Source organism: Paenibacillus xylanilyticus, assembly GCF_013359935.1.
Taxonomy (GTDB): Bacteria; Bacillota; Bacilli; order Paenibacillales; family Paenibacillaceae; genus Paenibacillus; species Paenibacillus xylanilyticus.
This window is the reverse complement of the sequence record NZ_JABMCB010000170.1, coordinates 1-23,306: the sequence shown is the minus strand read 5'-3', so window position 1 is coordinate 23,306 and position 23,306 is coordinate 1. Positions and strand designations below refer to the sequence as shown.

The 23,306-nt window shown below is 46.2% G+C and carries 21 protein-coding genes; 11 read left to right on the top strand and 10 right to left on the bottom strand.

What is annotated here, in order from left to right; genetic code table 11:
• The first annotated feature begins 75 nt into the window (after positions 1-75).
• Together HP552_RS09225 and HP552_RS09220 are read left to right on the top strand one after the other, a co-directional pair.
• Positions 76-834, top strand: a complete 759-nt coding sequence (locus HP552_RS09225) for an ABC transporter ATP-binding protein (RefSeq protein WP_175395235.1) — start codon at positions 76-78, stop codon at positions 832-834.
• Positions 835-836: 2 nt separating this feature from the next.
• A complete protein-coding gene (locus tag HP552_RS09220) occupies positions 837-3,239 on the top strand; it encodes an ABC transporter permease (RefSeq protein WP_175395234.1) in 2,403 nt (800 codons plus the stop codon).
• A gap of 75 nt (positions 3,240-3,314) precedes the next feature.
• Here HP552_RS09220 and HP552_RS09215 read toward each other — a convergent pair whose 3' ends face one another.
• The 5 genes from HP552_RS09215 to HP552_RS09195 all read right to left on the bottom strand — a co-directional run bounded on the left by HP552_RS09215 (position 3,315) and on the right by HP552_RS09195 (position 9,758).
• Entirely contained in the window at positions 3,315-4,517 is a 1,203-nt protein-coding gene (locus HP552_RS09215) for a Ger(x)C family spore germination protein (RefSeq protein WP_175395233.1), read from the bottom strand.
• Positions 4,514-5,614 carry a spore germination protein gene (locus HP552_RS09210; RefSeq protein ID WP_175395232.1) on the bottom strand — a complete coding sequence of 367 codons (1,101 nt, stop codon included), beginning with the start codon at positions 5,612-5,614 and terminating at the stop codon, positions 4,514-4,516. The genes HP552_RS09215 and HP552_RS09210 overlap by 4 nt, the downstream gene beginning before the upstream one ends.
• A gap of 39 nt (positions 5,615-5,653) precedes the next feature.
• The gene (locus tag HP552_RS09205) at positions 5,654-7,366 is read right to left on the bottom strand and encodes a spore germination protein (RefSeq protein ID WP_175395365.1); all 1,713 of its coding nucleotides are present in this window, start codon (positions 7,364-7,366) and stop codon (positions 5,654-5,656) included.
• A 175-nt stretch (positions 7,367-7,541) separates the two neighbouring features.
• Entirely contained in the window at positions 7,542-8,402 is an 861-nt protein-coding gene (locus HP552_RS09200) for a methyl-accepting chemotaxis protein (protein WP_175395364.1), read from the bottom strand.
• Positions 8,403-8,924: 522 nt separating this feature from the next.
• Positions 8,925-9,758, bottom strand: coding sequence for a MurR/RpiR family transcriptional regulator (locus HP552_RS09195; RefSeq protein WP_175395231.1), 834 nt, complete (start codon positions 9,756-9,758; stop codon positions 8,925-8,927).
• Between the two features lie 201 nt (positions 9,759-9,959).
• Here HP552_RS09195 and HP552_RS09190 point away from each other — a divergent pair, with 201 nt between their 5' ends.
• The 5 genes from HP552_RS09190 to HP552_RS09170 all read left to right on the top strand — a co-directional run bounded on the left by HP552_RS09190 (position 9,960) and on the right by HP552_RS09170 (position 16,583).
• Entirely contained in the window at positions 9,960-10,847 is an 888-nt protein-coding gene (locus HP552_RS09190; protein ID WP_175395230.1) for a DUF8171 family membrane protein, read from the top strand.
• Positions 10,840-12,690, top strand: coding sequence for an ABC transporter ATP-binding protein (locus HP552_RS09185; protein WP_175395229.1), 1,851 nt, complete (start codon positions 10,840-10,842; stop codon positions 12,688-12,690). Before HP552_RS09190 ends, HP552_RS09185 begins: the two co-directional genes overlap by 8 nt.
• A complete protein-coding gene (locus HP552_RS09180; protein ID WP_175395228.1) occupies positions 12,665-13,492 on the top strand; it encodes an energy-coupling factor transporter transmembrane component T family protein in 828 nt (275 codons plus the stop codon). Before HP552_RS09185 ends, HP552_RS09180 begins: the two co-directional genes overlap by 26 nt.
• A 42-nt stretch (positions 13,493-13,534) precedes the next feature.
• A complete protein-coding gene (locus tag HP552_RS09175; RefSeq protein WP_175395227.1) occupies positions 13,535-14,314 on the top strand; it encodes a PHP domain-containing protein in 780 nt (259 codons plus the stop codon).
• Positions 14,315-14,639: 325 nt separating this feature from the next.
• Positions 14,640-16,583 carry an NAD(P)/FAD-dependent oxidoreductase gene (locus tag HP552_RS09170; protein ID WP_175395226.1) on the top strand — a complete coding sequence of 648 codons (1,944 nt, stop codon included), beginning with the start codon at positions 14,640-14,642 and terminating at the stop codon, positions 16,581-16,583.
• A 130-nt stretch (positions 16,584-16,713) separates the two neighbouring features.
• On the opposite strand, the gene HP552_RS09165 is transcribed toward HP552_RS09170, so the two are convergent.
• A complete protein-coding gene (locus HP552_RS09165; RefSeq protein ID WP_175395225.1) occupies positions 16,714-17,307 on the bottom strand; it encodes a TetR/AcrR family transcriptional regulator in 594 nt (197 codons plus the stop codon).
• A 127-nt stretch (positions 17,308-17,434) separates the two neighbouring features.
• Positions 17,435-18,274 carry an AraC family transcriptional regulator gene (locus HP552_RS09160; protein ID WP_175395224.1) on the bottom strand — a complete coding sequence of 280 codons (840 nt, stop codon included), beginning with the start codon at positions 18,272-18,274 and terminating at the stop codon, positions 17,435-17,437.
• Between the two features lie 187 nt (positions 18,275-18,461).
• Between HP552_RS09160 and HP552_RS09155 the strand changes: the two genes are divergently transcribed.
• Positions 18,462-18,896 (top strand): DMT family transporter, encoded by a 435-nt coding sequence (locus HP552_RS09155; RefSeq protein WP_376768950.1) that lies wholly within the window; start codon positions 18,462-18,464, stop codon positions 18,894-18,896.
• Between the two features lie 12 nt (positions 18,897-18,908).
• Positions 18,909-19,385 (top strand): DMT family transporter, encoded by a 477-nt coding sequence (locus HP552_RS09150; protein WP_217506369.1) that lies wholly within the window; start codon positions 18,909-18,911, stop codon positions 19,383-19,385.
• Positions 19,386-19,584: 199 nt separating this feature from the next.
• Here HP552_RS09150 and HP552_RS09145 read toward each other — a convergent pair whose 3' ends face one another.
• Positions 19,585-20,028: a VOC family protein gene (locus HP552_RS09145; RefSeq protein ID WP_175395223.1), complete on the bottom strand. Its 444-nt coding sequence runs from the start codon at positions 20,026-20,028 to the stop codon at positions 19,585-19,587.
• An 88-nt stretch (positions 20,029-20,116) separates the two neighbouring features.
• On the opposite strand from HP552_RS09145, the gene HP552_RS09140 reads away from it, so the two are divergent.
• Positions 20,117-21,094, top strand: a complete 978-nt coding sequence (locus tag HP552_RS09140) for a helix-turn-helix transcriptional regulator (protein WP_175395222.1) — start codon at positions 20,117-20,119, stop codon at positions 21,092-21,094.
• A gap of 10 nt (positions 21,095-21,104) precedes the next feature.
• On the opposite strand, the gene HP552_RS09135 is transcribed toward HP552_RS09140, so the two are convergent.
• The gene (locus HP552_RS09135; protein WP_175395221.1) at positions 21,105-21,470 is read right to left on the bottom strand and encodes a MerR family transcriptional regulator; all 366 of its coding nucleotides are present in this window, start codon (positions 21,468-21,470) and stop codon (positions 21,105-21,107) included.
• A gap of 120 nt (positions 21,471-21,590) precedes the next feature.
• Here HP552_RS09135 and HP552_RS09130 point away from each other — a divergent pair, with 120 nt between their 5' ends.
• Positions 21,591-22,241, top strand: a complete 651-nt coding sequence (locus HP552_RS09130) for a nitroreductase family protein (protein ID WP_175395220.1) — start codon at positions 21,591-21,593, stop codon at positions 22,239-22,241.
• 212 nt (positions 22,242-22,453) lie between these two features.
• Here HP552_RS09130 and HP552_RS09125 read toward each other — a convergent pair whose 3' ends face one another.
• Positions 22,454-22,966, bottom strand: coding sequence for a cysteine hydrolase family protein (locus HP552_RS09125; RefSeq protein ID WP_175395361.1), 513 nt, complete (start codon positions 22,964-22,966; stop codon positions 22,454-22,456).
• Between the last annotated feature and the right edge of the window lie 340 nt (positions 22,967-23,306).

Below are 23,306 nucleotides of genomic sequence, written 5' to 3'. Positions count from 1 at the left end.
TCATAATTTGATAAGACTTCCTCAACATGACCCCGCTAGAATAAATCGTATACTGCACCTGAGGGAGTGATCTGCTTGACCAAAACAACCATTATTCGTGCCCATAACCTATGCAAAACATACAGCACTGGCCCAGAGCAATATCATGCCATACGCAATGTGGATCTCGATATCTATGAAGAAGACTTCACGGTCATCATGGGTAACTCGGGTTCAGGCAAATCCACCCTGCTCTATCTGCTGAGTGGTCTGGATCATGTGACTGCCGGTGAGGTTTATTTTTACGATCAACGGATTGATGCTTACAGCGAACGGGAAATGTCCGATTTCCGCACTCGCCGTATTGGTTATATCTATCAGAGCATCAATCTGGTACCGGATCTCTCCATCAAAGAGAACATTGCATTGCCGGGATACATTGCCGGAACCAAAAAGAATGAAATTCAAATCCGGGCCGCCCAACTGATGAAAGCCTTGGATATTGACGGACAGAGCACCCGTCTCCCCTCCCAAACTTCAGGAGGTCAGCAGCAAAGAGCCGCCATTGCACGTGCTTTGATCAATACACCGGATGTGCTCTTCGCCGATGAACCCACGGGCAGCCTGAACTATGAGCATGGTCAGGCTGTTCTCGACATCCTGACCGACATTAACCGAAAAGGGCAGTCCGTTGTCATGGTTACGCATGATATTCAGGCTGCCTGCCGTGCCGATCGTCTTATCTTGATCCGGGACGGCAAGGTTGGAGGCGTTCTCGAATTTGATAAATATAATGAACATCAGATGCATGACCGTGAAGCCATCATATTTGCGTTTGTATCGGGGAAGGAGTAGCGATGGCTGCCATGTTGAAACTTAGCCTGTCCTACCTGAGCAGGAGCAAAATACAAAATGGTTTTATCGCTCTGCTCATTCTTTTATCCACGCTCCTCGTGTCTACGGCGGTCATGATCCTGGCCAACACGGGTAACCAGTTTAGGGATATGCACAACCGCACCAATGGATCGCATCAAATTCTGACATTTGAAAAAGGTCTGAATGATCCGCAGGCTGTGCACGACTGGTGGGCTTCCCAGGATGGCGTTGAAGTGTCCTCATTGCTAACGTATCGCGCGTTAGCAGGGATTGCTTTTAATGGCATGGATATTCCTAATATTTACCTCTACATGATAAGTACCCCTTCTCCTCCATGGGTTGTAGATGAACTTATTTTCTCCAAGGGAACACCTGAGGCTGCTCCAAAACAAGGTTCGGTCTGGATTCCAACATCCATGGCCAATGCCTACGATATATCGGTAGGAGACACAGTTGGCTTCAAAACCGGGTCCACTGCCTTGCATCTGAAAGTGTCCGCCATTGTCGTCGATGTGCCTTATGGAGCACCATTTACCAATACAGCACGGATCTGGATGAATCCCTTGGATTACCATCATGATGTCCAGTCACTTGCGGGAACCGATCATCACATGATGGGGATCCATTTCGACGATTACAGTTCGAATTCAAGGTATTGGGAACGTTACACGCTTGAGGCAGGCGGACCATTTCTGGAAACCAAGATGGAGTTTGAAGGCATTTCCTCTTTTTATCTGATCATTAACCAGATCGTTGGATTCATCATGATTTTCCTAGGGGTTGTCATGCTCGCCATTGCTCTTATTACGATAGGATTCACGATTTCGGATGCTATTCTGGCCAACTACAAAACGATTGGCATACTCAAATCATTGGGATTAACCTCTGCCAAAACGATCGGCACCTATGTGATTCAATATTTATTGCTTTCCTTAATAGCCATTATTCCAGGGCTCGCATTCAGTGTATGGGCATCCAAATTCATCATCAACATTTCCGTGTCTTCTCTTCGCGTGGGTAATAGTGACATGTCGGTCGAAGGAATAGGCTCGGCCATGCTGGTGGGCGTATTTCTGTTCGCATTGATCCTACTGTTCGTTGTGCTGTATGCCAGAAAAGCACGTCAGATCCAGCCAGTGCAGGCCATCCGTTATGGCATGTCGGAGACGGACCATACCCGGTTGGCACGCAGAATGAATTCCCCGCTGGCAAGCTTAATCGGGTTTACACGCCTGCCTGTAGCTGCAGTTCTCGGATTTCGCCATTTGTTGAAAAACACCAAAAGTTCCATTCTCATGCTTCTGCTGACGACCATTGCCTCATCCGTACTGGTTTTAGGATATGTTCTGTTAACCAGTATCACCGGAATTGTTCAGACATCTCCCAAATGGGGCTATGACAATGCCAACATTGCCGCTGTAGTTGTGAATAAGAGCACCTTTCCCAAAGACGAACTAAAGCAAAGGTTACAAGAAGATTCAAGAATTAAAAATGTGGGCTGGCAAGGAAACATCACGGGTGTACTTCATCCAGATTCTTCTGCTGATATGCAGGGGCAATCTACCAGCCTAGCTCTAAGTGTACTGGATGGAAGCTATCAGGAACTTGGATTTGAAACACTGCAGGGGAGAAATCCACAACAGGAAAATGAAATTGCCATCGGGGTAAGTGTAGCGAGAACATTAAACAAAGAGCCGGGTGACTTCTTGGAACTTTATATTGAGGGAGAAAAGCGCACATTCCTCATCACAGGCATCTATCAAGCCATCGCCAACATGTCTATCTCGGGGCGGATTACGACGGCGGCCATGAGCGCCATACATCCGAATTTTGGTGACTTTGATGCTGTATTCATTAATCTGAATGATCCCATGCAAGCCAATCAGGTCGCCGAGGAATTAAATGACCAATTTAAAGATTCCGCTTCGGTCGTAACTCAGAAGACACTGCTTGATTCGGTCTACGCAGAAGCGGCAGCCGTCCTGATCTACCCCATGAGCCTAATCGGGCTGCTATTCCTCCTGGTTACATTTATTATCATCTTCAGTACCTGCCGGATTAGTATCCGCAAAGAAAGCAGAACCTACGGAATTTACCAATCGATTGGTATGACATCCCGGCGTATTCGAGTGTCCGTTGCAATGGGAGTGGCAGCCCTTTCTGCCATTGGTGCTATACTTGGAATCCTGGTAGGAGTGTATTTGCTGCCTATTCTACTTGAAATGGTCCTTGCGGGTTACGGTATTGTTCAGCTTCCCCTTATTCTCCATTGGGGTGGAATTGGTCTATTCGCTTGCATAAGCATGATTGCAGCAGCCCTTGGCTCCTGGTTCTCTTCCCGTGTGATTCATGAAACATCGCCACGTATGCTGGTTATTGAATAACATTGACAATATGCAAAAAAAACAGCCTTTTGGGGTCCTTTAAGGATCCAAAGAGGCTGTCTTTTTGTCCTGATATTACTCTGTCGATGATCCCTGGTTCTTGATTTTGATTTTGATATCATAGGTAATCGGGATTTCACTGAATGTTTTATCCCAATCCGATTTAACCTTCTTCCATACTTTTGGATATTTAATGCGCAATTTCTCGCCAAACCCGCCAACATCCACCTTGTACTTATGCTGAATTTTATCTAGCGCCTGTTTTACCTGCTGTTCAGCGATTTTTTTAAAATCATTCTCCAATTTGTGAATGTATTCTTCGTTTCCCTCTACTTCGGGAACAGCCCAATCTTCCATAAACCAACCTTCCGATTCCACCTTGACATGAAAAGAGATCTCGTCCCCATGGACTGTAGGAATAATTTTGCCTTTGGTATGCTTAATTTCATATACAATCGTACTCCCGGTTCGTTCCTCATATGTTTTTAATACGCCTCCCTTAGGCCTTTCCTGAATCCACGACAATCCTTCGAGATCTACTTGGCTTAACGTTCCAATAAGGCGTTTACTCTTCGAGTCATATATCCCAGCCCCTGAAAATTTATGTTCTCCTTTATATGAGATCACGTTCTGCAGGAGAAAGCTTCGGCCCGACTGCATGGTTGCGTCCAGCTTGGCCAGTGACACGGCAGGCATGATTTTGTTGGACAAGTATGAATTGTCTACAAGACCTGTCAGGTAAAATGCCGGGATTTCACTGGGATCATTGGAGTGTAATGCATCAATGGCTTTTCCATCACTCACGACGACCAGGCAGCTTGGCCGGATATCGTTATCACGTAATACAAAATCAAGTAATTGTTCCAAACTGTATTTCCGCGAAACTTCCTGCGAAACGACGATAACTTTCAAGTGATGCCCGATAAGGGGGCGATCCCTTCGGAGTGCAAACTGACGAAAAATTTCTAATAGAGAATCCCCCGTCAATTGTTCATTGAAATAGGATTTCCCGGATGCTGGAGAACCTTGTTGGCTATTTGGCTTAGAGGAATCCTTAGGTACAATTTGCACAGTGGCGGTTACATTATCCTCTTTGGGATAATGACCCCCACGGGCGTTTACATCCTTTTCAAATTCGGTTTGCTCGGCGACATCAATCCCCAGCGCCACATAGACGCCCAGATCCTCGATCTCTTTGCTGCTCCAGCATCCGGTTTGCGTAAACAGCATACATAACGATACAGAAAACAGCATTAATTTCTTCCAAGGTATACTCATTGCTTCCCGCCTCCCTTCTTGCGAACAAGACTTATCAGCAATAAAAGGGTTGGAAGGATTCCAAATAGATATATGGATGCTTTCCCCACAAAATCTCCTAATGCGAAAGTCTCGTTTACATCGTTTGGAAGAAAGGCAACAAGATAAATAAAAGAAACTAATATAAACATGACTCCCAGTATTTCCTTTCGTTTGAACAATTGAGCGCATCCTATGGAAGCGGCGTACAGTGTAATGGTGAAAGTAGAGAAGATCTGCATAATCCAGATTACCAGCAGTAACGATTCGAACCGTTCAAATATCAATCCCTGGATCTCAAAACTTCGCATTAAATCGAGTGTAGGCCACGTTCTGGTCTTCATCCCATTAATGGACAAGCTGCCCACAACCATAACGACCGTAACCAGATATATCAACGTAGGAATAGCTGTTCCCCAAATAATCGCCTTATTTCCCTTTTCGGGACTCTTCATATACGCCATGATGACAAACATGATTTCATAACCTGTAAACGCGAGAAGCGAAGGCTTCAATCCTTTTATAACCGGCATAAACCCATCGCCAAGCACAGGTCTCAGATTGTTAATTTCAAATACTTTGCTGCTAAGCAGGATCGCTATGACAAAGATAACAATTGTGATAGGCAGAATAATCTCAAACAACCGGACGATCGCATTCAGACCGCCCGATATGAGGTAGATCCCAATCCACATAAACCCCATCACAATCGCCCATGTCGGCGTACGCTCGAGCAGATATAAATTGGTCGCCTCCGCCAAAACCCTTACTTCAAATGCAGAGATAATGAGAAAGAACAGGATGATCGCCATACTGAACAACAAGGCAATCCACTTGCCGGTAATTTCCGGGACAAACTGGAACACCGTTTTTCCCGGAAATCTCCGGCATAATAGGACCATCATAAAACCAATGAGCATGATAACCAAACCCGAGATCATAATGGAAATCCAGACATCAGGTGTATCCACTGCTTCCACGGTTGTCCGCGGCAAGGTCAGGATGCCTGCTCCCAGCATGTAGTTGATGATCAAGATCGCAGCCTGAGTTGTTGTTATGGGCGTGTAGGAAGACTTCATCGGTTTCACCTCTTCATCAGTTTCATAGCCTTGTCCTTATTACTTGCGATCCTGATCTTTGGGTTTCATCATTAAAGGTCGTTTCTTCATCATGTTCATTGGTGACCTGATCAGAAAGTCCTTCCAGTCCGACAATCTGTAAGGAACACTCGGGCTGACATATGGTACGCCAAAGCTCTGTAACCGTGCAAGATGACTGCATAGCAGCAGGATAAACAAAACGACCCCGTACAAGCCAAGTACAGCCGCACTAAACATGCCGATGAAACGCAGAATCCGCAGCGTAATCCCTGCGCTGTACGTCGGAATGGAGAATGACGAAATTGCCGTAACTGCAACGACAATAACCAGAAACGGACTGACAATCCCTGCCTGTACAGCCGCATCCCCAATAATGAGACCACCGACGATCCCCATCGCAGGTCCAATCGGTTTCGGCAAACGTATGCCGGCTTCACGCAAAATCTCAATGGCCGTCTCCATAATGAGGGCTTCAATAATGGAGGGAAACGGTACTCCTTTTCGCGTCTCAATAATCGTCAAAGCCAGTTTGGTCGGAATGAGACCAGGATGAAAGGAGATAAACGAGATATACAAGGCAGGCGCAAGAAGTGCAATCATGGCCGCCAAAAAACGAAGCATGCGGAGAAAGGTACCCGGAATCCATCGCTCATAATAATCTTCAGGTGATTGCAGCAGCATGCTGAAGGTTGTCGGTACAATCAAGGCAAAGGGTGTACCATCAAGCAATATGGCAACGCGGCCTTCAAGTAATGCGCTAATAACACGGTCCGGTCTCTCGGTATTTTGCACCTGTTGAAAAGGACTCAGTTGATCATCCTCAATAAGCTGCTCTACATACCCTGATTCCAACATGGCGTCCATATCCAACTTTTCGATTCGCTTTTGTACTTCAGCTACAATCTCGGGGTTAGCGATATCCTGTATGTAGGCAATTACCAGATCCTTTTTAATGCGTTTACCTACTTCATATTTCTTTATGAACAGGCTCTGGTTACTTCCATATCGCCGTAGTACCCCCGTATTATCACTGAGACTTTCCGTAAAACCAATTCGCGGACCACGGAGCAGGGCTTCAGACAACGGCTCTTCAACGCTGCGTTGTTTCCCTTTCGCTGACCCAATCAGGAGGGCTCCTGGCATCCCTTCCATAATCAGAGCATTTTTCCCGGAGAGCACAGCCAGAGCAAGTTCCTGCAATGATTCGGTTTCCTCTACCTGACTGACAGGCAGCAAATGATTTTTCAGATATCCCTTAAGCAGGTGAGCATTATCCGGATGCATGAATGCATCCTGTTTCTGTCCAGGTACCCCTCTAAGCATTAGCGGCTTAATCAAATGATTATCAAGCATCTCCTGATCTACCAGACCATCGACATACATGACAGCAGCAGGTGTATCCGTACCATAGATGTTGAACTCCCGGATGTGTACATCGGCGTTCTGACCAAAGGTTTCTCTTGAACTAATCAGATCTGTAGCATAGTTTCCGGTAAGTTTAATATTTGCATATTCTCCGGTTTCGCTTCCCTGTGCTTGGTCGGCACTATTGGATGAGGAAGAAGCGGCCCCTTGCTTCTGCTGAGAATCGGGTTTGCTGAATGTTCCTCTTTTGATCGAGGATCGAATCCAGCGGCTTGCTTTTAATATCGCAAGTGGGATACTGAACACTAAAAAAGCTTGCATCCACATGGACCATTCAGGCACGTACGATAAAATTTTGGACCACATCATCCTCACCCCAACATTTCTCTATGCTGTATACTTGCAGGTATTCCTGAGTATTCTTTCCCAGATTGTTCACAATAATTCCCGTTTTTTTGGCGTAATAAAAAGCAGGTTCCTGTTCAGGAAACCTGCTCTTCGTTAGATCGTTAGTGGTCGTTTATAGAGAGTGAATTATCTATTAAACAATCTTCGTTACTTGCTGAGCTTTGGCATCAAGCAGCTGTGCTGACGCAGCAATGGTTGTAAAATCATTCAATGCTATCTCAATTTGCTGCTGGCTCTGTTCAACATATTCGTCAACTTTCTGTGTTCCCCCGGTAATGTTCTTCATCTCTTTCGTTATACCATTCACACTGTCCCGGATTTCATTAATGGAGTTCTCCACCATGCTCGACAGCTTTTTGACTTCCTTGGCTACCACATCGAACCCACGTCCATATTCGCCCGCATGTGCCGCTTCAATGGCAGCATTCAGCGCCAAAAGCTGTGTCTGTGACGCTATCTCCCGAATGGTTTTGACGACACCCTGGATGGAACCTGCCTGCTCCTGCAGATGGGTCAGTGTAGCCCGGTTATGGGCAGATACTTCTGAAATTTGCGTAATGCTGGACATCAGCTCCTGACTGCGTTCTATACCGATATCAGCATGCTCATTCAGTTCATGTGACATCGTTTTCAATTCATGGACCACAGCCGAAATATTTCGCTGACGGCTTGTAATGTTTGTAGCAATTTTGGAGACTCCGAGCACCCTCTGGTTGAATTCATCATAGACAGGCATATACGTGGCTTCGAGCCAGACCGAATTGTCTTTTGCATCCTTGCGTTCGATCTTGTCCTGGAAGCTTACCCCGTTAAAAATGCTCTGCCAGAACAGCTCATAATCCGTGCTGTTCGCAAATTCAGCAAAGCACAATTGCCGATGATGCATCCCATACATTTCGTCTACCTGGTACCCCATCGTACTCGCAAAAACTTCATTAACGTAGGTCACTCGCTTGTCCAGATCGAAACGAATGATCGCCAGATTTTTTTCCATGGCCTTAATAACCAACTCATCAGTGACAGCGTCTTTCTTCTCCAACTCTAATGTAAGCACCTGATTTCCCCCCACACTTCAATGCATAATAGATTATTACAAAATCAAATATCCAAAAAATAGACACCAGGCTCCCCAACCGTTATGTACATGTATAAATAAAGTTCTGAAAGCTTCTACTATTGATACCCCAATTCGGGACATTTGGATCACTTCCATCTGGTTTTTTCAAAAAAAAGTTCGCCTAACAATCTTTTGACCTACACGAAAAAGAACCGTTCCATCAGGACGGTCCTTTCACTATTATAATTTTAAGATCCGAATTCATTATTACGCCTATGTTAAAGCTATGTCCTGCTTACTGGAGGGGTCCAGCGCTTCGCCTCACTGTCTTTGGGATACTGGATGCCTGCAGGGTAAGAGATCAGCTCGATCAGCATGCCCCACGGTGATCGCCCATACACGAACTGATTGCCATCTCCGCTTTCAGGGTCAGGGTCAGATTCTCCTCTGTATCCAGAATCATCCTCGAGGCAGCTTGTCCGCATACCGGCTGCGCAGTTCAGCGAGCCGCTCGAGCTTGGATAAAGCCAGCTCTTTCTGCAGCAATCCCACAGCCAGCACCAGCTGCTCCATAAGCAGAAGCGGAGTAACCATCGAGTGGAATTCACCCAGCTCCCCCCGGCTTACATAAAAAGACAACTCGGTGGCCAGTCCATATAACAGATCCTCCCGGTCTGTCACGAGCACAGCCTTGCTGCTTACTTCCTTCGCATAATCCAGTATGACCTCCGCCTCAGGCAGCAGACGGGTGAAACTCATCAGTAAAACCATATCCTCCTGCTGCATGTGCATCAGGGATTCAAGCAGTTCATGTCCGCTCCCGGCAAGATGGATGACTGTTAATCCGAATCTGGATAACCGGAATGACAGCAGCTCCGCCAAACCAGCTGAAGGTCCCGGAGCATAAAGATATACTCTTCTTGCTTCAGCGAGGATAGAAGCTGCATGCTCCAGATCTCCCTGTTTCATATGTGATAAGGTCTCCTGCAGATGGGACACCGAGGCTTCCAGCAATTGCAAAGGCAAGCTGCTCGTGTCCATGCGGGATATCGTTTTATTTAACTTGAGTGCAGGTGTGGTGTCTTCCGAAGTGCGCAGCCGTATTTTGAACGCTTTGGCATTGTCATACCCAACGGCGCGCCAAAAGCGGGAAACCGTTGCTATGCTGACGCCTAGCCTATCGGCAATCTCCTGCTCTGTCATGAACAATATCTCTTCAGGGTTGCGTTCAACAAAATCGGCAATTTTCAGATGACCAGGTGACAGCTGTTCTTTCTGGGCAAATAAATTCATTCCGGATACACTCCTTTTCTCGCTCTGCTATCAGTATAACAGCTGACTCAGGCTCTAGTGGTTTATGTATGTAATAAATTTTTCATTTAAATTTTATTTTGTAATAAATATTACATCTGATTTACAAATGTCTCCCTTTGCGTTAATACTCTGCCCCTAGACTGTGGCTATGCTCAACAACATTCAGGGAGGTATGTATCGATGAAGAAGATGACTGAGCGTTATACGCTGACGTCTTCACAGAAAATGATGGTGTTTGTGCTTTCCATGTCACTGTACGGCTTGTCCAACATGTTCACCGAGCTCATCCCCAAGCTTCAGCTTGGACCGATTGAATTGTCCGTTGAATATTTTGTTTTTATTCCACTGACACTCTGCATTTTGTTCCATCCCATGATTGCCGCCCTTGGGGCCGCACTTGGAGAAGTGATTTTCGGTGAGCTGATGCTGGGGCAATTCGGCGGGCTCGGTGAACTGGAGAAATTCATTACCTTTTCCTTCGCCATGTATGTCGCAGGCCGCATGGTCAGTGATCCGCGCAATCGCAGACAGGTCGGCGTGGCCGCCATGACTGGGGTTATCATCCATCAGTTTCTAAGTTCATTGGTCGATATCGGTAAAGTATGGATTGGTGTGGAAGAGCTCGAAGCCGTTCCTGGGCTTGCCGAGAGTGTTGTGCTCATCGAAGGGGTTGGTTTCCTGAATGACGTATTGTTCTCGGGTATCCTGTTCGCTCTGCTGCCTACCTTGTACCTCGTTCCACTTCTCTATGGCAAAATCGAACCGCTGCTGGGCATAAAGCCTCGTAATCCTGGCATGAAATATGAAGGGGCTGTTTTTTTTCGTCCGAAACTGATTCTGATCGGTCTGCTGCTGCTCGCACTGGCCTTTGGCGCAGAATCCCTGTCCGAGATGGACATCAACTTCGCGGTATGGGAAACGGATTATGCCGATCAATATGGTTCCACATCGATCTGGATCAGTATCGGAGCCGCTGCATTGATTGCAGCAGTCACCCTGTTGATCATGCGGGCCAAACGGAGCAAAAACAAAACGGCACCAGGTACGGAGAACCGCCCTTATGCCTAATATACATTCTTCTCAGTCAGCTTCTTCATCGGATTCCGCTATTGCTATTCATAACGTTACTTTTACCTATCCGGGTTCGGAAGAACCTGTTCTGAACGGAGCATCACTTGAGCTTGCCCGTGGAAGCTTCACAGCCATTATCGGAGGCAATGGATGCGGCAAGTCAACGATGTGCAAATTGTTCAACGGCCTCATTCCTCAGTTCTACACGGGAGACTTCACGGGTGAAGTCCATGTGCTCGGTGTCCCAGTGGCAGGACAAAGTGTTGCAGACTTATCCAGAAAAATCGGCTATGTCTATCAGGATTTTGATAATCAGCTGGTGCGTCCAACCGTACTGGATGAAGCATGCTTTGCCCCACTGAATTACGGGCTCGCCAACTATAAGGAGCTGGGTGAACGTGCGCTGGCGATGTGTGGTCTGGACTCCATCCATAATCGGTACATCTGGGAATTGAGCGGCGGCCAGAAGCACCTGCTCGCGCTGGCTGGCGCACTATCGCTGGACCCGGATATTCTCATCGTGGACGAACCTGTCTCACAACTGGATCCACAACATGCCAGACTGATCTATGAATGCCTGTCTCGCTTGCACGCAGAGCATGGCAAGACCATTATTGTCATCGAGCATCATACCGAATTTATCGCCGACTTCTGTGCGAATGTGGTCCTGATGGACAAAGGAAGTGTGCTGTGGAACCTGCCAGTCCAAGAAGGGTTGAATCGGATCGCAGATCTGGAGCGAATGGGTATCCAGCCTCCTGAGGTGACCCGTGCAGCCATTCAGGCTGCACAATCATTCACAAGATCCCCCTCCAAACCTCTGGAGGATAGTCAGCTCTTCCCCACCACGGTGGAGGAAGCAGCCGTTTATTTTAAGGAACAACACCCTGCTGCGATATCAGCACTACTGGTACAGGGTAGACCACCCAAAGTCGCGGAGAACATGGTCCAGTCACGTTCTGAACACGAGAATGCCAATTCTCTTCCGATTGTTCAATTCAAGGATACACGTCTGCGGTACAGGGGGCTTGGCAAAAAGGAGCATGAAGTCATTCGTGGGGTTAACTTTTCACTCCATGAAGGAGAACGGATCGCCCTGGTCGGCAACAATGGCGCGGGCAAGTCCTCACTCCTCAGACTCATGGCCGGCATCAGTCTGCCTCAGGAAGGCAGTGTCAGCGTGCTTGGAGAAATTACACATCGTTCATCATTGGAACAGCTGGCAGGCCGGGTCGCCTATATTTTTCAGCATTCGGCCGAGATGTTTATCGAAGACAGTGTCCGCAAAGAAGTCTCGTACTTCCTGAGAACCCGCCGCATCCAGGGAGCGGATGAGCAAATCACACATGTGCTGGATCGTTTCCGTCTTACGCCGCTGCAGGAACGGGACGCCCGTCTCCTCAGCGGTGGACAACAGCGGCGCGTCACCCTTGCGATCGGTGCAGCCATGAAACCTGCCCTTATGCTGCTTGATGAGCCTACTGCCAATCTGGATTTGGCCACTCGGGAAGAATTGATCGGAGTATTGGATGAATTGGATCAGCATGTGCGAACAACCGTGATTGCAACCCATGATATGCAGCTGGTTACCCAATGGGCCAGTCGTGTCATCGTGCTTCACAATGGACGAGTAGAAGCCGATGGATCACCTGCCGAGGTGTTTGCCGATGAACCGCTTCTGCGTCGCTCCGGACTTTCGCTTACTCAGATGATGGAACTTTCGCATCGCTTGGGTCTGTCTGCACTATGTCCAACACCCGAGATTTTTGTTGAGAACCTTCGGAATCTCTCGTTTACCAAGGAGGATGACATTCATGCAGCTTGTCCGCAGCTGGTTTGACAAAATATCGATTGAACGCATTCAGCTGGAGCTGATGAATACCGTGTACGGCAGCGGTCATGCGAGCCTGTCACGAATTGACCCCCGTGTCATGCTGATCTGGTACCTCTTCTTTGCCATCGTGCCCTGGTTTATTCATAACGGTACGGTGCTGCTTGGCATGTTTCTGCTCATGGTCACCACGACCATTTTGTCCCGGGCTGCTCCCTTCATTATCATCATTCTATGTCTGGGGCTGATCGGTCAGGTGGGCTGGATGTTTATTATTTCGCTGTTCTTCGGAGGCAACCTGGAATCCGCCTTCCCCTTGCTGCTGCTGACCCTGAAGCTGTCGATCGTCTCGCTGGCAAGCATCACTGTCTTTTCCGGCATGGACCCGGAACGGATTGGGGATGGATTACTGGCACTCGGAATGCCTGCGGCATTCTCATTCAGCCTTTCGTATGCGTACCGCATTCTGCCTGTGCTGTTTGGTGAATTCCGCAACATTATGCTGTCCTACAGACTGCGGGGTCAGGTTCCTTCCAGACCTGGCTGGCTATACTGGCGGCTCGTTGTCTATTATATGAAACTGTTTGTTGTGTCCTTCTTCCCGTTAATGCTGGCTACGGCTAAACGTTCCCGCACCACCGTTGAAGCACTGGAAACCCGTGGTTTCTCTTACGGGATGAAGCATCCTGAGTCCAAACGGCTGAAGCTGGCCCATCTGAAGATCACTTCGCGTGACATCGGTTTTCTTGCCGGGTCAGCCATCTATGCGGCTCTGCTGTTCTGGCTGGGCGGACATTATGAAATTTTGTAATTCATATACTTAACCATTCATGGAATAAAAGGAGTGTCTCATATGCGTATTGATCTTCATACCCACGGCAAATTATCCAAAAACTCTGATTTCTCCGTCGATTACTTCACCGAAATGGTCACCGAGGCCAAAGCCAGCGGACTGGACGCCCTCGCGCTTACCGAACATTTCAACACTCGGCACTTCTACGATGTCTATGAAACACTGGATCGCCTCTACCCTTACAACGGGGAATATTATGATGCGGACGGACTGCGCATTTTTCCCGGGATGGAAGTGGATATTCAGGAGACAGGACATATTTTGCTGATGGGTCAAAAAGAACATATCCTCGCCGTTCGTGCCCGCCTGGAGAATTATACATCCAAGGGGTCCTTCATCCCCTTTGCCGAACTGCTTGATCTGGCAGAAGCCTGGCCCCTGCTCAAAATTGGTGCACACCCCTTCAGGGAATCCACTCCCCTGTATGAGCTGGACCGCGATCTGCTTGCACGTTTGGATGCTTTCGACTTGAACGCCAAGGATATGTACAAATCCGGCATCCAGACCTGCCGAACTCAGGTTGAATCGTTCGCCCAGTCTCTTGGCAAACCCGTAACAGCTGGAAGCGACACACACCAATGTCTGCAATACGGCAGTGTCTTCAATGTTCTGGATCACCCGTGTACATCGGTTGCCGAACTCAAAGAGCTAATCCTTGCCGGAAGCTACAATATTGAAATCTCCCCCGATCTTCCTCTCCGCGTGAAAGCTTCGGTGATGCTGAAAAAAGTGATGAAACGTCTTGCCAAGCTCGAAGCCGCCAGCTTGCAGGAAGTGTAGTCAATTGCATGATACGATTAAATGAATTGGACCTGCAGGAACTGTCCTGCAGGTCCTTTTTTATGTTTCATAATGTAAGTCCTCCGTGTATTGTAAGATCCTCCGCCGCTAATACCATCTACTTAATTCAGCTACCATCACAGGATTAATAAGTTCATCGCCGATTTCTAGATTTGTGATTTTTTTCACTTTTATTCTGAACCGGAACGATTACGATGATTTTATCACTTATATTACTCACGAGTAACATGAGCCTAAAATGATGAACATTCCTATTTATCGATGAAGTACATGAATGAACCCAAACAACAGGAGGTACACAAACATGAGTCATCCTTATACGAAGCTGTTTACCCCATTCCACATCGGAAACATGGAAGTGAAGAATCGAATTGTCATGTCCCCCATGGGTACAAACTCTGCCGGTCCCGATGGTCGGATCTCCCTTGAAGAGATTGATTACTATGAAGAACGTGCCAAAGGGGGTACAGGCATGATCATCCTAGGTGCACAATTTCTGACAGAAGATTTGGCTCAAGGCGTGCTGGAAGGCATCGTTGAAAAGGATTATGTCGTTTCAATGCTCACGGACCTGGTAGATGCGGTGCAGCGCTATGGCACCCGAATCATCGCTCAGTTAAGCTGCGGCACCGGACGTAATGCGCTGCCAGACCGTTCGGGCAAGCCTCCGGTATCAGCCTCAGCCATCCCTGCCATCTACAATCCGGAGGTTTTGTGCCATCCTCTCACGGTGGAGGAAATTCAGACGATCATGGATCAATTTGCCGATTCGGCAGCCAGATTGAAACGGGCGGGCTTCGATGGGATCGAGATTCATGCCCATGCCGGTTATCTGATTGACCAGTTCATGTCCCCGATCTGGAACAAACGTGAGGATGAGTACGGAGGCAGTACCGAGAAGCGGATGCGGTTCGCCGTTGAGATTGTACAGGCGATTCGCAAGGCAGTAGGTCCCAATATGCCTATTCTGTTCCGAATCGCACTGGATCATCGCTTCGAAGGCGGTCGTACTGTTGAAGACAGTCTGGAGATGCTTCAGATTCTTGAACGGGCTGGTGTGGACGCCATTGATATCGATGCAGGCTCCTACGAGAGAATCGATTATATTTTCCCGCCAGCCTATCTGGGTGATGCCTGTATGGATTACATGTGTGGACCTGCACGACAAGTGGTCAACATTCCGATCCTGAACTCGGGCAGTCATACTCCGGAGAGTGCAGTCCGGTTAATTGAATCCGGAGATGCCGACTTTGTCATGTTTGGTCGTGCGCTCATTGCCGATGCCGAGCTTCCGAACAAGCTGCGCGATGATATGCGGGAGGATATTCGTCCATGTATCCGGTGTAACGAGGAATGCATCGGTCGCATTATTGAACGCAATACCAAGATCAGCTGTGCGGTCAACATTCAGGCTGCGAACGAGAAACGCTTCACCATCGAGCCGGCAGAGACACCCAAGAACATCGTTGTTGTAGGTGGGGGTCCATCCGGACTGGAAGCAGCTCGTGTTGCCGCACTCAAAGGGCATAGCGTTACTCTGTATGAAAAAGAGGCAGCAATTGGCGGACAGGTGACCAGTGCGGCTACGCCGGAATTCAAAGGCCAGCTGCGTGCCTTGATTGGCTGGTATGAACGGCAGTTACAGCAGCTTCATGTGCAAGTACAGCTCAATCATGAGATCACACCGGATGATCCGGCACTCCAGGCGGCAGATCATATTTTCATTGGGGCAGGGGCAGTCCCTCTCATCCCGCCTATCCCAGGAATTGATAATGATAACGTCGTTGGGGCCATTGAGGCTCATTTGCAGAAGGAGCTTGTTCGCGGCGAACAGATCGTCATTACAGGCGGCGGCTTAACAGGTTGTGATCTGGGGCTTGAGCTGGCCATGGAAGGCAAAAAAGTCACCATCGTGGAGATGCGTCCGGAAGCGGGACAGGACGTGATGTACATTAACCGTGCAGCTCTGATGCCCATGCTGGATAGCTACGGGGTTACGATACTCGGGGGTCACAAGGTTCTTTCCTTTGAAGCAAATGGCTTATATGCAGAGAAGGGCGATGGTACCAAGGTATTCATTGAGGCTGAGACCATTATTAATGCGTTCGGGATGAAGAAAAATACAACGATAGCCGAACTGATCCGGGCCAAGTTTGAATCCAAAACAAGCCTTATAGGAGATTGCGTTAACATTGGCAAAGTAGGTACTGCCATTCGCTCTGGCTTTTATGCTGCGAGTGCGATCTAAAGGAAGCTCTAAAAGAGCCAGACTTCGATAATACGGAGTCTGGCTCTTTTTCTACCAATGATATAACGTAACGTAAAATACGACCGATCAACGTCATTGGGTAACGATATCTCGCTGCTTGCAAAAAATATTAATCCCGATGCTGCGTATCCAATATACCGTAGAAAAAGAGATCCTGCGTGATCCGGGCCAGCTGTGATGGCGTCTCATTTCCAGGCAACAGCTTAATCAGTGTTAACCGCTCCACAATGGCCAGCAGACATTCAGCGAAGAAGACCGTGTCGAGATCATGCCGATAATATCCGGCTTGTTGTTCTGCAATCAGATTCTGTTCCATCAGTCCGGCAATCTCGGCCTTGATTCTCACAGACTCCGCGGACTGGTACAGTCCTATTCGGGTCAGCGCCGGATTTTCTCCAAGATACCGGTAGATCTGTCCCAATGATTCCACAACAGCTTCCTTGAGATCATCCCTGTTCTTTCCTGGCTGGATATGACTATTACGAACCACCTGACTTAATCCAGTCCGAAAACCATCGACCAGCTCTGCAAAAGCAGCCTCTTTGCTCTCAAAATACAGATAGAATGCAGGCTGTGTCACCCCCGCACGGGCAACGATGGAACTTATTTTCGTCTGATAAAATCCATTTAGCGCGAATTCCTCTGCGGCAGCCTCCAGCAGTCGAAGTCTGCTCTCTTTACCGATAACCCCTTGTTTTCGCAATCCAGTCCTCTGCCCCCTCTCTACTCAGGGCTTGCCTCTGACGTTAGGCCCTTCTCTAATTATACATAACCTATGTGCATTAATTAAGCAGACCGTGTTATCAACCATCAAAGGGACATGGCCAGGCTCAGGTTTTCTGAAGATCCACACGTTCTGCACGTTCATTTTTCTTATATTGAGTAGGTGATTCGCCCATCGTGTTGGTGAAAAGATTGGTGAAATAATTCGCGTTCTGATAGCCCAGAACATGTGCGATCTCACTCACCTTCATGTCCGTTGTGCTCAGCAGCCGCTTCGCTTCCCCCATTCTTCTATAGACAATATAACGGATCGGGGAATCATCGTACTTATGTTTGAACACATGAGATAGGTAGTATGGGTTCATGTGAAAGTGTGCAGCAATATCCTGGAGCTTCAGGTGTTGAAGGTAGTTCTCATCCAGATACTCCTTGATCCGTACGGCAAGATGATCCGAATCTTGTTTTTTTGAGGCATTGGGTTGAACCAACCGCTGAACTAAGACAAGTAGTACATCAAGTAACGCCTCACAGATCTTCTCGTAACCCGTCTTTTGATTGGAGGATTCCTCATACATGAACTCGAACAGCTCACCGATTCTGCCAGCATACGCTTTGGTTTGGATATACGGAGATGCGTTTTCGGGAATTAAATGTTTGGTATGCGTTCCATCCGAATAGATATTGGCTATTCCACAATAATAAAGACTGAGTGGACAGACGGGAGAGGTACATTGTTCATGAATGACACCTTGATTGTAGATTAAGAGATCGCCTTTTTTGACCGTATAGGGATGTTCATTAATTTTAATAATGCCTTCTCCATCAGACACATACACCATTTCACTGATATCCTCATGCATGTGACTTGGAAAATTCCAATTCGGATTGCCGTTCACTTTGCCTATATACAGCAATCGGGAGGATGTTTCTTTTCTTGTCTTACTCATTCTTGTATCTTCCCTTCATCCGTGCATGATTCTCCTCTAGCTGTACTAATATACCCCTTTTTCCACAGCAAGATCTATAATTTTTCAGAAAAACAAAGCAAGATCTTTCATTGTCTTCCCCTCCCCAATTTTTTATGATGAGTCATGCACCTGTAAATCCATCACATTTCAAGGAGTCGAGGATCGATTGAAAAAGCTGATTTTTTATATGATCGCCATTGCAACAGGAGCACTTCTAAGCTTTGAAGGTGCACTGTACGGCAAGCTTGGAGAACAAGTCGGCACGCTGGAAGCTGATTTTTATAATTTCTTCATGGGTGCGATTATTTCACTGATTTTGTTAATTTTCTTCGGAAAAGGAAACCTCTCTGCCATCACCAAATTTCCGAAGTGGAACCTGCTTGGTGGTTTGCTCGGAGTTACCTACCTGCTTACATTGGTTATTGGTGTTCCCATTGTGGGTGTGGGCATCTCCATGATTGCCATTGTCGTCGGGCAAATGGTGACCAGTATTCTGATCGATCACTACGGATGGCTGGGCAGCAGCCGCAAACCGGTAGGAAGCAAACGAATCGCCGCCTTGGTACTGATGCTGGGCGCGCTGGCTCTTACTTTATTCTAGAGGAGGATTACGATGGGCATAGGTTTATTGATTGTTGTCGTCACTTTGATTGGTGGAGCTGTGCTTAGTGCACAGTCCTCCATTAATGGTACCATTAGCCGGAATATCGGCTTGCTGGAGACGGTTTTTTTCACATTTGCGTCAGGCACACTAATTCTGGCGGTACTGATCAACTTTTTTGGCAGTGGGCATCTGCTCGACTTGCTTCATGCACCAAAATTGCAGCTCTCTGCGGTTTTCATGGGCTTCGGATATCTGTTTCTGTCCACCTTGGCCGTAAATAAACTGGGTGTGACCCCCGCCAACCTCACCGCGATTGTAGGTCAGATTGTTGCCGGTTTTATTATCGACGCAACAGGCCTTTTCGGTGGTGAGTTCATCGAATTCTCCTGGCAGCGGGCTGTATCCCTCGTACTGATGTTGGCTGCACTGGCTTTAATTTTCAGTGAAAAACATGATGAAGCTCAATCGGCGACGCTTAGCAAATAAATGAGTGGTACACTTCGGTATCCGATTCGACTAAGTGATCTTCAGATTGCTTGAATGTTCTTAATAGAACGCCACTAATAAAGAAACCAAAAAAAAGAAGAGCACATTGGGATCAATGTCTCTTCTTTTTGTTGCATTTTAATTATGGTCTACATACATCTACATACCGAGTGAGTGGAGCTCATCCCTTATGTTTATTTTAGAAATCATGTACGGTCACACAGAGCTGAATCGCAATCCCGAACGGATCCCGCACAATGCCGTAGCCCGGGCTAAATTCATTTTGTTCGTAAGGCACAAGCACCTTCACACCCTCATGCTGCACAAGTGAAGCATATAGTTGATCTATTGTACTTTTATCTTTGGATTGAATACATAGAGACGTACTGTTTCCGAGCTGCCACGGTCTCTCCGTGTCCATTGCATCCTCGGCAATCATGATTTTGTTGACCCCAATTTCCAATACTGAATGCGTAATATATTCTTCTTGGCCCGCAGGGTATTCGAAACCCGGATTCATTTCCTTCATCTCTTTATAATTTTTCTTGAAGAGTACCTTGGCGCCCAGATATTCCTCATAGAATGCAATGGCAGCTGCCGCGTCCCCGTTCATCGACAAAAATGGAATTACTTCAAAATTCATTGGTTTGCCTCCTTGGTTCGATTGGTTTACACTTATCACTATAACCATGAAAGGTGCCAATCCATGGCACCATTGAGAGGCTTCCATAATGAAAAAATCAGAACGCATGAACCAGATGCTGCGCTTTATCAATCAAAAACAGCAATTTACTCTGCAAGATTTAATGCAGGAGTTTCAGATCTCCAAGCGAACCGCGCTAAGAGATATCTCCTCATTGGAAGAGCTTGGTGCCCCCATCTATGTGGAGTATGGTCGGTATGGCGGTTATCGTCTGCTTCAGCACATGCAGCTGCCTCCCATCTCGTTTAACACGGGCGAGCTGCATGCCCTTTATTTTGCCATGCAGGCCCTCCGCAGCTTCTCCAGCTTGCCCTTTCAGGCGACGTTCCGTACGATTCACGAGAAATTTATGAGCGCGTTATCCGACAAACAAAGGCAGGATATTGAAAACATAAAGCACCGGGTGTCGTTCAAACATACCGAACAAATTAAGGATAGTAAAAACCTGGAGTTTCTATTGATGGCTGCAGTCCAGAATGTAGTGATACAGATTGAATATCAGAATGGCCGTACCACTGAAAAGGATAAAAGTTCACGTTCAAGCATATCCACACCCCGTGTTCGCACCATCCAACCGATTGCCCTATATGCCATGAAAGGCTACTGGTATTGCCAGGCTTATGATCTGAGCAAAGATGCATACCGCGTTTTCCGATGTGATCGAATTATATCGCCAGAAGTGACGGACATTGAACCCTTAGCCCATATCAAGGAACTCAACCTACAGGATACCCACTCCCTCTGGGAGCCATCCAGGCATGCCATTCCATTTCAATGTCAGATTGATGAAGTGGGGATGGAGCTTTTTCAACAGGAACACTTTCCATCGATGAAGCTCGAAGAGAGTAAAGAACAGACGTATCTTGTTGGTTCGTATGAGCCCCATGAGCTTGATTTTATCGTTCGATATCTTGCGGGCTATGGCAAATCAATTCAGATTGTGAAGCCAGCCCGTCTGAAGGACGCACTGAGACAGTATTATCTGGATTTGCTGAATCATATTTAATTCACGTGATTTAATATTTTCCAAACCCATCCTCACACGTAATATCCGATTCAAGAATGTTATACAGATTTTGTTTGGACATTTCCAATTTCTTTTGAGCCTCTTCAATTTCTGATATTTTCTCTTGGATAATGGAGGTTTGTTCCATTTTGGAGAATCCGTTTTTTGAGATCATGGATTGTAAATCTTGAATCGTAAAACCAACAGCCAAGCATTGTTTGACCACTTCAAGATATTGAATGATATCTGGAGCATATTTCCGATAGTTGTTCTGGTCTCTTAGCACATACTCATCCGTGATAATTCCTATACTTTCATAATATCGAATAGTTGATATCGGAAGTTCTGCTATTTTGGCTACTTCACTAATTTTCATATGGATCACCCCTGATTCTTTCTCTTGCTATAAAGTATACTTCATAGTTTACACTCCTCATAGTGAGACGGATTGAAGCTTTAATCAACTCACAAATATAATTTGAGGGGAGATATCTACATGAATACAATTACTGGCCAATTTAATAAAACAAATGATTTTGATACAATCGTCTTGGAGCGTCATTCCGTGAAAGTCTATGACCCCGAAGTGAAAATCAGCCGCGAGGAAATGACTGAAATATTGGCGAAAGCCTCCAGGGCTCCTTCTGCCATCAACATGCAACCATGGCGTTTCCTTATCATCGATAGTACTGAAGGTAAAGAGAAGCTTGCACCACTGGCCTCTTTTAATCAAACGCAGGCCCTTACCTCTTCAGCTGTTATTGCCGTATTTTATGATGCTAACAACATTGAATATATGGACGAGATTTTCAGCAAATCAGTGGAACTTGGATATATGCCACAAGACATCAAGGAAATGCAGATGCAGCAGGCGAAACCCTATTATGCGAGCATGAGCCCATCTGATCTGCGTGATATGAATCTCATCGACTCAAGCCTCATTGCCATGCAGCTAATGCTCGTTGCCCGTGCCCACGGGTATGATACCAATCCAATGGCCGGTTATGATAAGGATCAGATCGCCGAAGTCTTCGGCTTGGACAAAGAACGGTTCCAACCCGTGATGTTAATCTCCATAGGTAAAGCAGCCAAAGAAGGCTATCCTTCCTATCGCCTTCCGGTTGAAACGATCGCGACTTGGGTATAATCCACAGCTATTCTCAAGTGACAGCAGTATGGATGAAATACTTATAATTTTTTGACTCGTCATTTTTTCATAACAAAAAGGGTCCTAATGACAATATTTTGTCATCAGGACCCTGAACTACATTATTTAGATGTTATTGAATAAAAGGATTAAGGCGTTTAATGTTAGACTGGTAGAGGATTCCAATTATCGATTTTAAATAATTGTTCCTACTAGGATTCATCTCCTATCCATTTTAAAAATCTATGGTTCCATATATTTTCATAAAAATCTATCGTCTCTTCAGCAGACATAAATGAATTATTCAAAGTAGATGTTGCTTTCGGTACCATAACGTTCTCGTATCCCAATCCATGAGCAAATTTAATTGTAGCATCCATGCAGTATTCTGTTTGGGCACCGCAAAACTCAATACGATGTACAGCGAATTGGTCTAAAAGACTTTTTAAGTTTGTTTTGTAAAACGAATTCGCATGTACTTTCCTCACAAAAAAATCCTGCTCTTGAACATCCAGATCCGCATGAATAGCCCATGGTTCTTCTTCAGGTACTAATTCTTCATCACAGTGTTGAACAAAAATGATTGGTCTATGTAATTCTCTATAAAAAGTAATTCTGCTATTTACTCTACTGAGTAAATTATCCAAGTCAAATAAATGCTCTCCACTGAAACATACACCATTTTGTAAATCGATAACGATTAACACATCTGCACTAGTCCCCATCATTTTTAACCTCTTTCATTTTGAAATAAGTATATTCATTCTAATTTGAGACTGTACGATTTACTATCAATTCAATAATCAAAAACCTTACGTTCAGTATACAACTAAAAAAGATGATATGACTAAGTCATATCATCTTATAGATAACTTTTTTAGTTAAAAGGCTTTATTAATCTTACTACTTTATTATTCGAACTCGTGTTCAGTGACGTTATAGTTGGTAAATGAAAAAACGTGTATTATCAAGCTTTTTCAGCATTCTGACATAAATTCAATTGACATTATAATTGGTAAATGAAATTATTCCATAATTAAAAGTTACATTATAGTTAGTAAACCC

Excerpts from the sequence above, each read along its gene's own strand:
- HP552_RS09220 (WP_175395234.1), top strand. The coding sequence starts at position 837 with ATGGCTGCCATGTTGAAACTTAGCCTGTCCTACCTGAGCAGGAGCAAA.
- HP552_RS09215 (WP_175395233.1), bottom strand. The coding sequence starts at position 4,517 with ATGAGTATACCTTGGAAGAAATTAATGCTGTTTTCTGTATCGTTATGT.
- HP552_RS09210 (WP_175395232.1), bottom strand. The coding sequence starts at position 5,614 with ATGAAGTCTTCCTACACGCCCATAACAACAACTCAGGCTGCGATCTTG.
- HP552_RS09205 (WP_175395365.1), bottom strand. The coding sequence starts at position 7,366 with ATGTGGTCCAAAATTTTATCGTACGTGCCTGAATGGTCCATGTGGATG.
- HP552_RS09200 (WP_175395364.1), bottom strand. The coding sequence starts at position 8,402 with ATGGAAAAAAATCTGGCGATCATTCGTTTCGATCTGGACAAGCGAGTG.
- HP552_RS09195 (WP_175395231.1), bottom strand. The coding sequence starts at position 9,758 with ATGAATTTATTTGCCCAGAAAGAACAGCTGTCACCTGGTCATCTGAAA.
- HP552_RS09190 (WP_175395230.1), top strand. The coding sequence starts at position 9,960 with ATGAAGAAGATGACTGAGCGTTATACGCTGACGTCTTCACAGAAAATG.
- HP552_RS09185 (WP_175395229.1), top strand. The coding sequence starts at position 10,840 with ATGCCTAATATACATTCTTCTCAGTCAGCTTCTTCATCGGATTCCGCT.
- HP552_RS09180 (WP_175395228.1), top strand. The coding sequence starts at position 12,665 with ATGCAGCTTGTCCGCAGCTGGTTTGACAAAATATCGATTGAACGCATT.
- HP552_RS09175 (WP_175395227.1), top strand. The coding sequence starts at position 13,535 with ATGCGTATTGATCTTCATACCCACGGCAAATTATCCAAAAACTCTGAT.
- HP552_RS09170 (WP_175395226.1), top strand. The coding sequence starts at position 14,640 with ATGAGTCATCCTTATACGAAGCTGTTTACCCCATTCCACATCGGAAAC.
- HP552_RS09160 (WP_175395224.1), bottom strand. The coding sequence starts at position 18,274 with ATGAGTAAGACAAGAAAAGAAACATCCTCCCGATTGCTGTATATAGGC.
- HP552_RS09150 (WP_217506369.1), top strand. The coding sequence starts at position 18,909 with ATGGGCATAGGTTTATTGATTGTTGTCGTCACTTTGATTGGTGGAGCT.
- HP552_RS09145 (WP_175395223.1), bottom strand. The coding sequence starts at position 20,028 with ATGAATTTTGAAGTAATTCCATTTTTGTCGATGAACGGGGACGCGGCA.
- HP552_RS09140 (WP_175395222.1), top strand. The coding sequence starts at position 20,117 with ATGAAAAAATCAGAACGCATGAACCAGATGCTGCGCTTTATCAATCAA.
- HP552_RS09135 (WP_175395221.1), bottom strand. The coding sequence starts at position 21,470 with ATGAAAATTAGTGAAGTAGCCAAAATAGCAGAACTTCCGATATCAACT.
- HP552_RS09130 (WP_175395220.1), top strand. The coding sequence starts at position 21,591 with ATGAATACAATTACTGGCCAATTTAATAAAACAAATGATTTTGATACA.
- HP552_RS09125 (WP_175395361.1), bottom strand. The coding sequence starts at position 22,966 with ATGGGGACTAGTGCAGATGTGTTAATCGTTATCGATTTACAAAATGGT.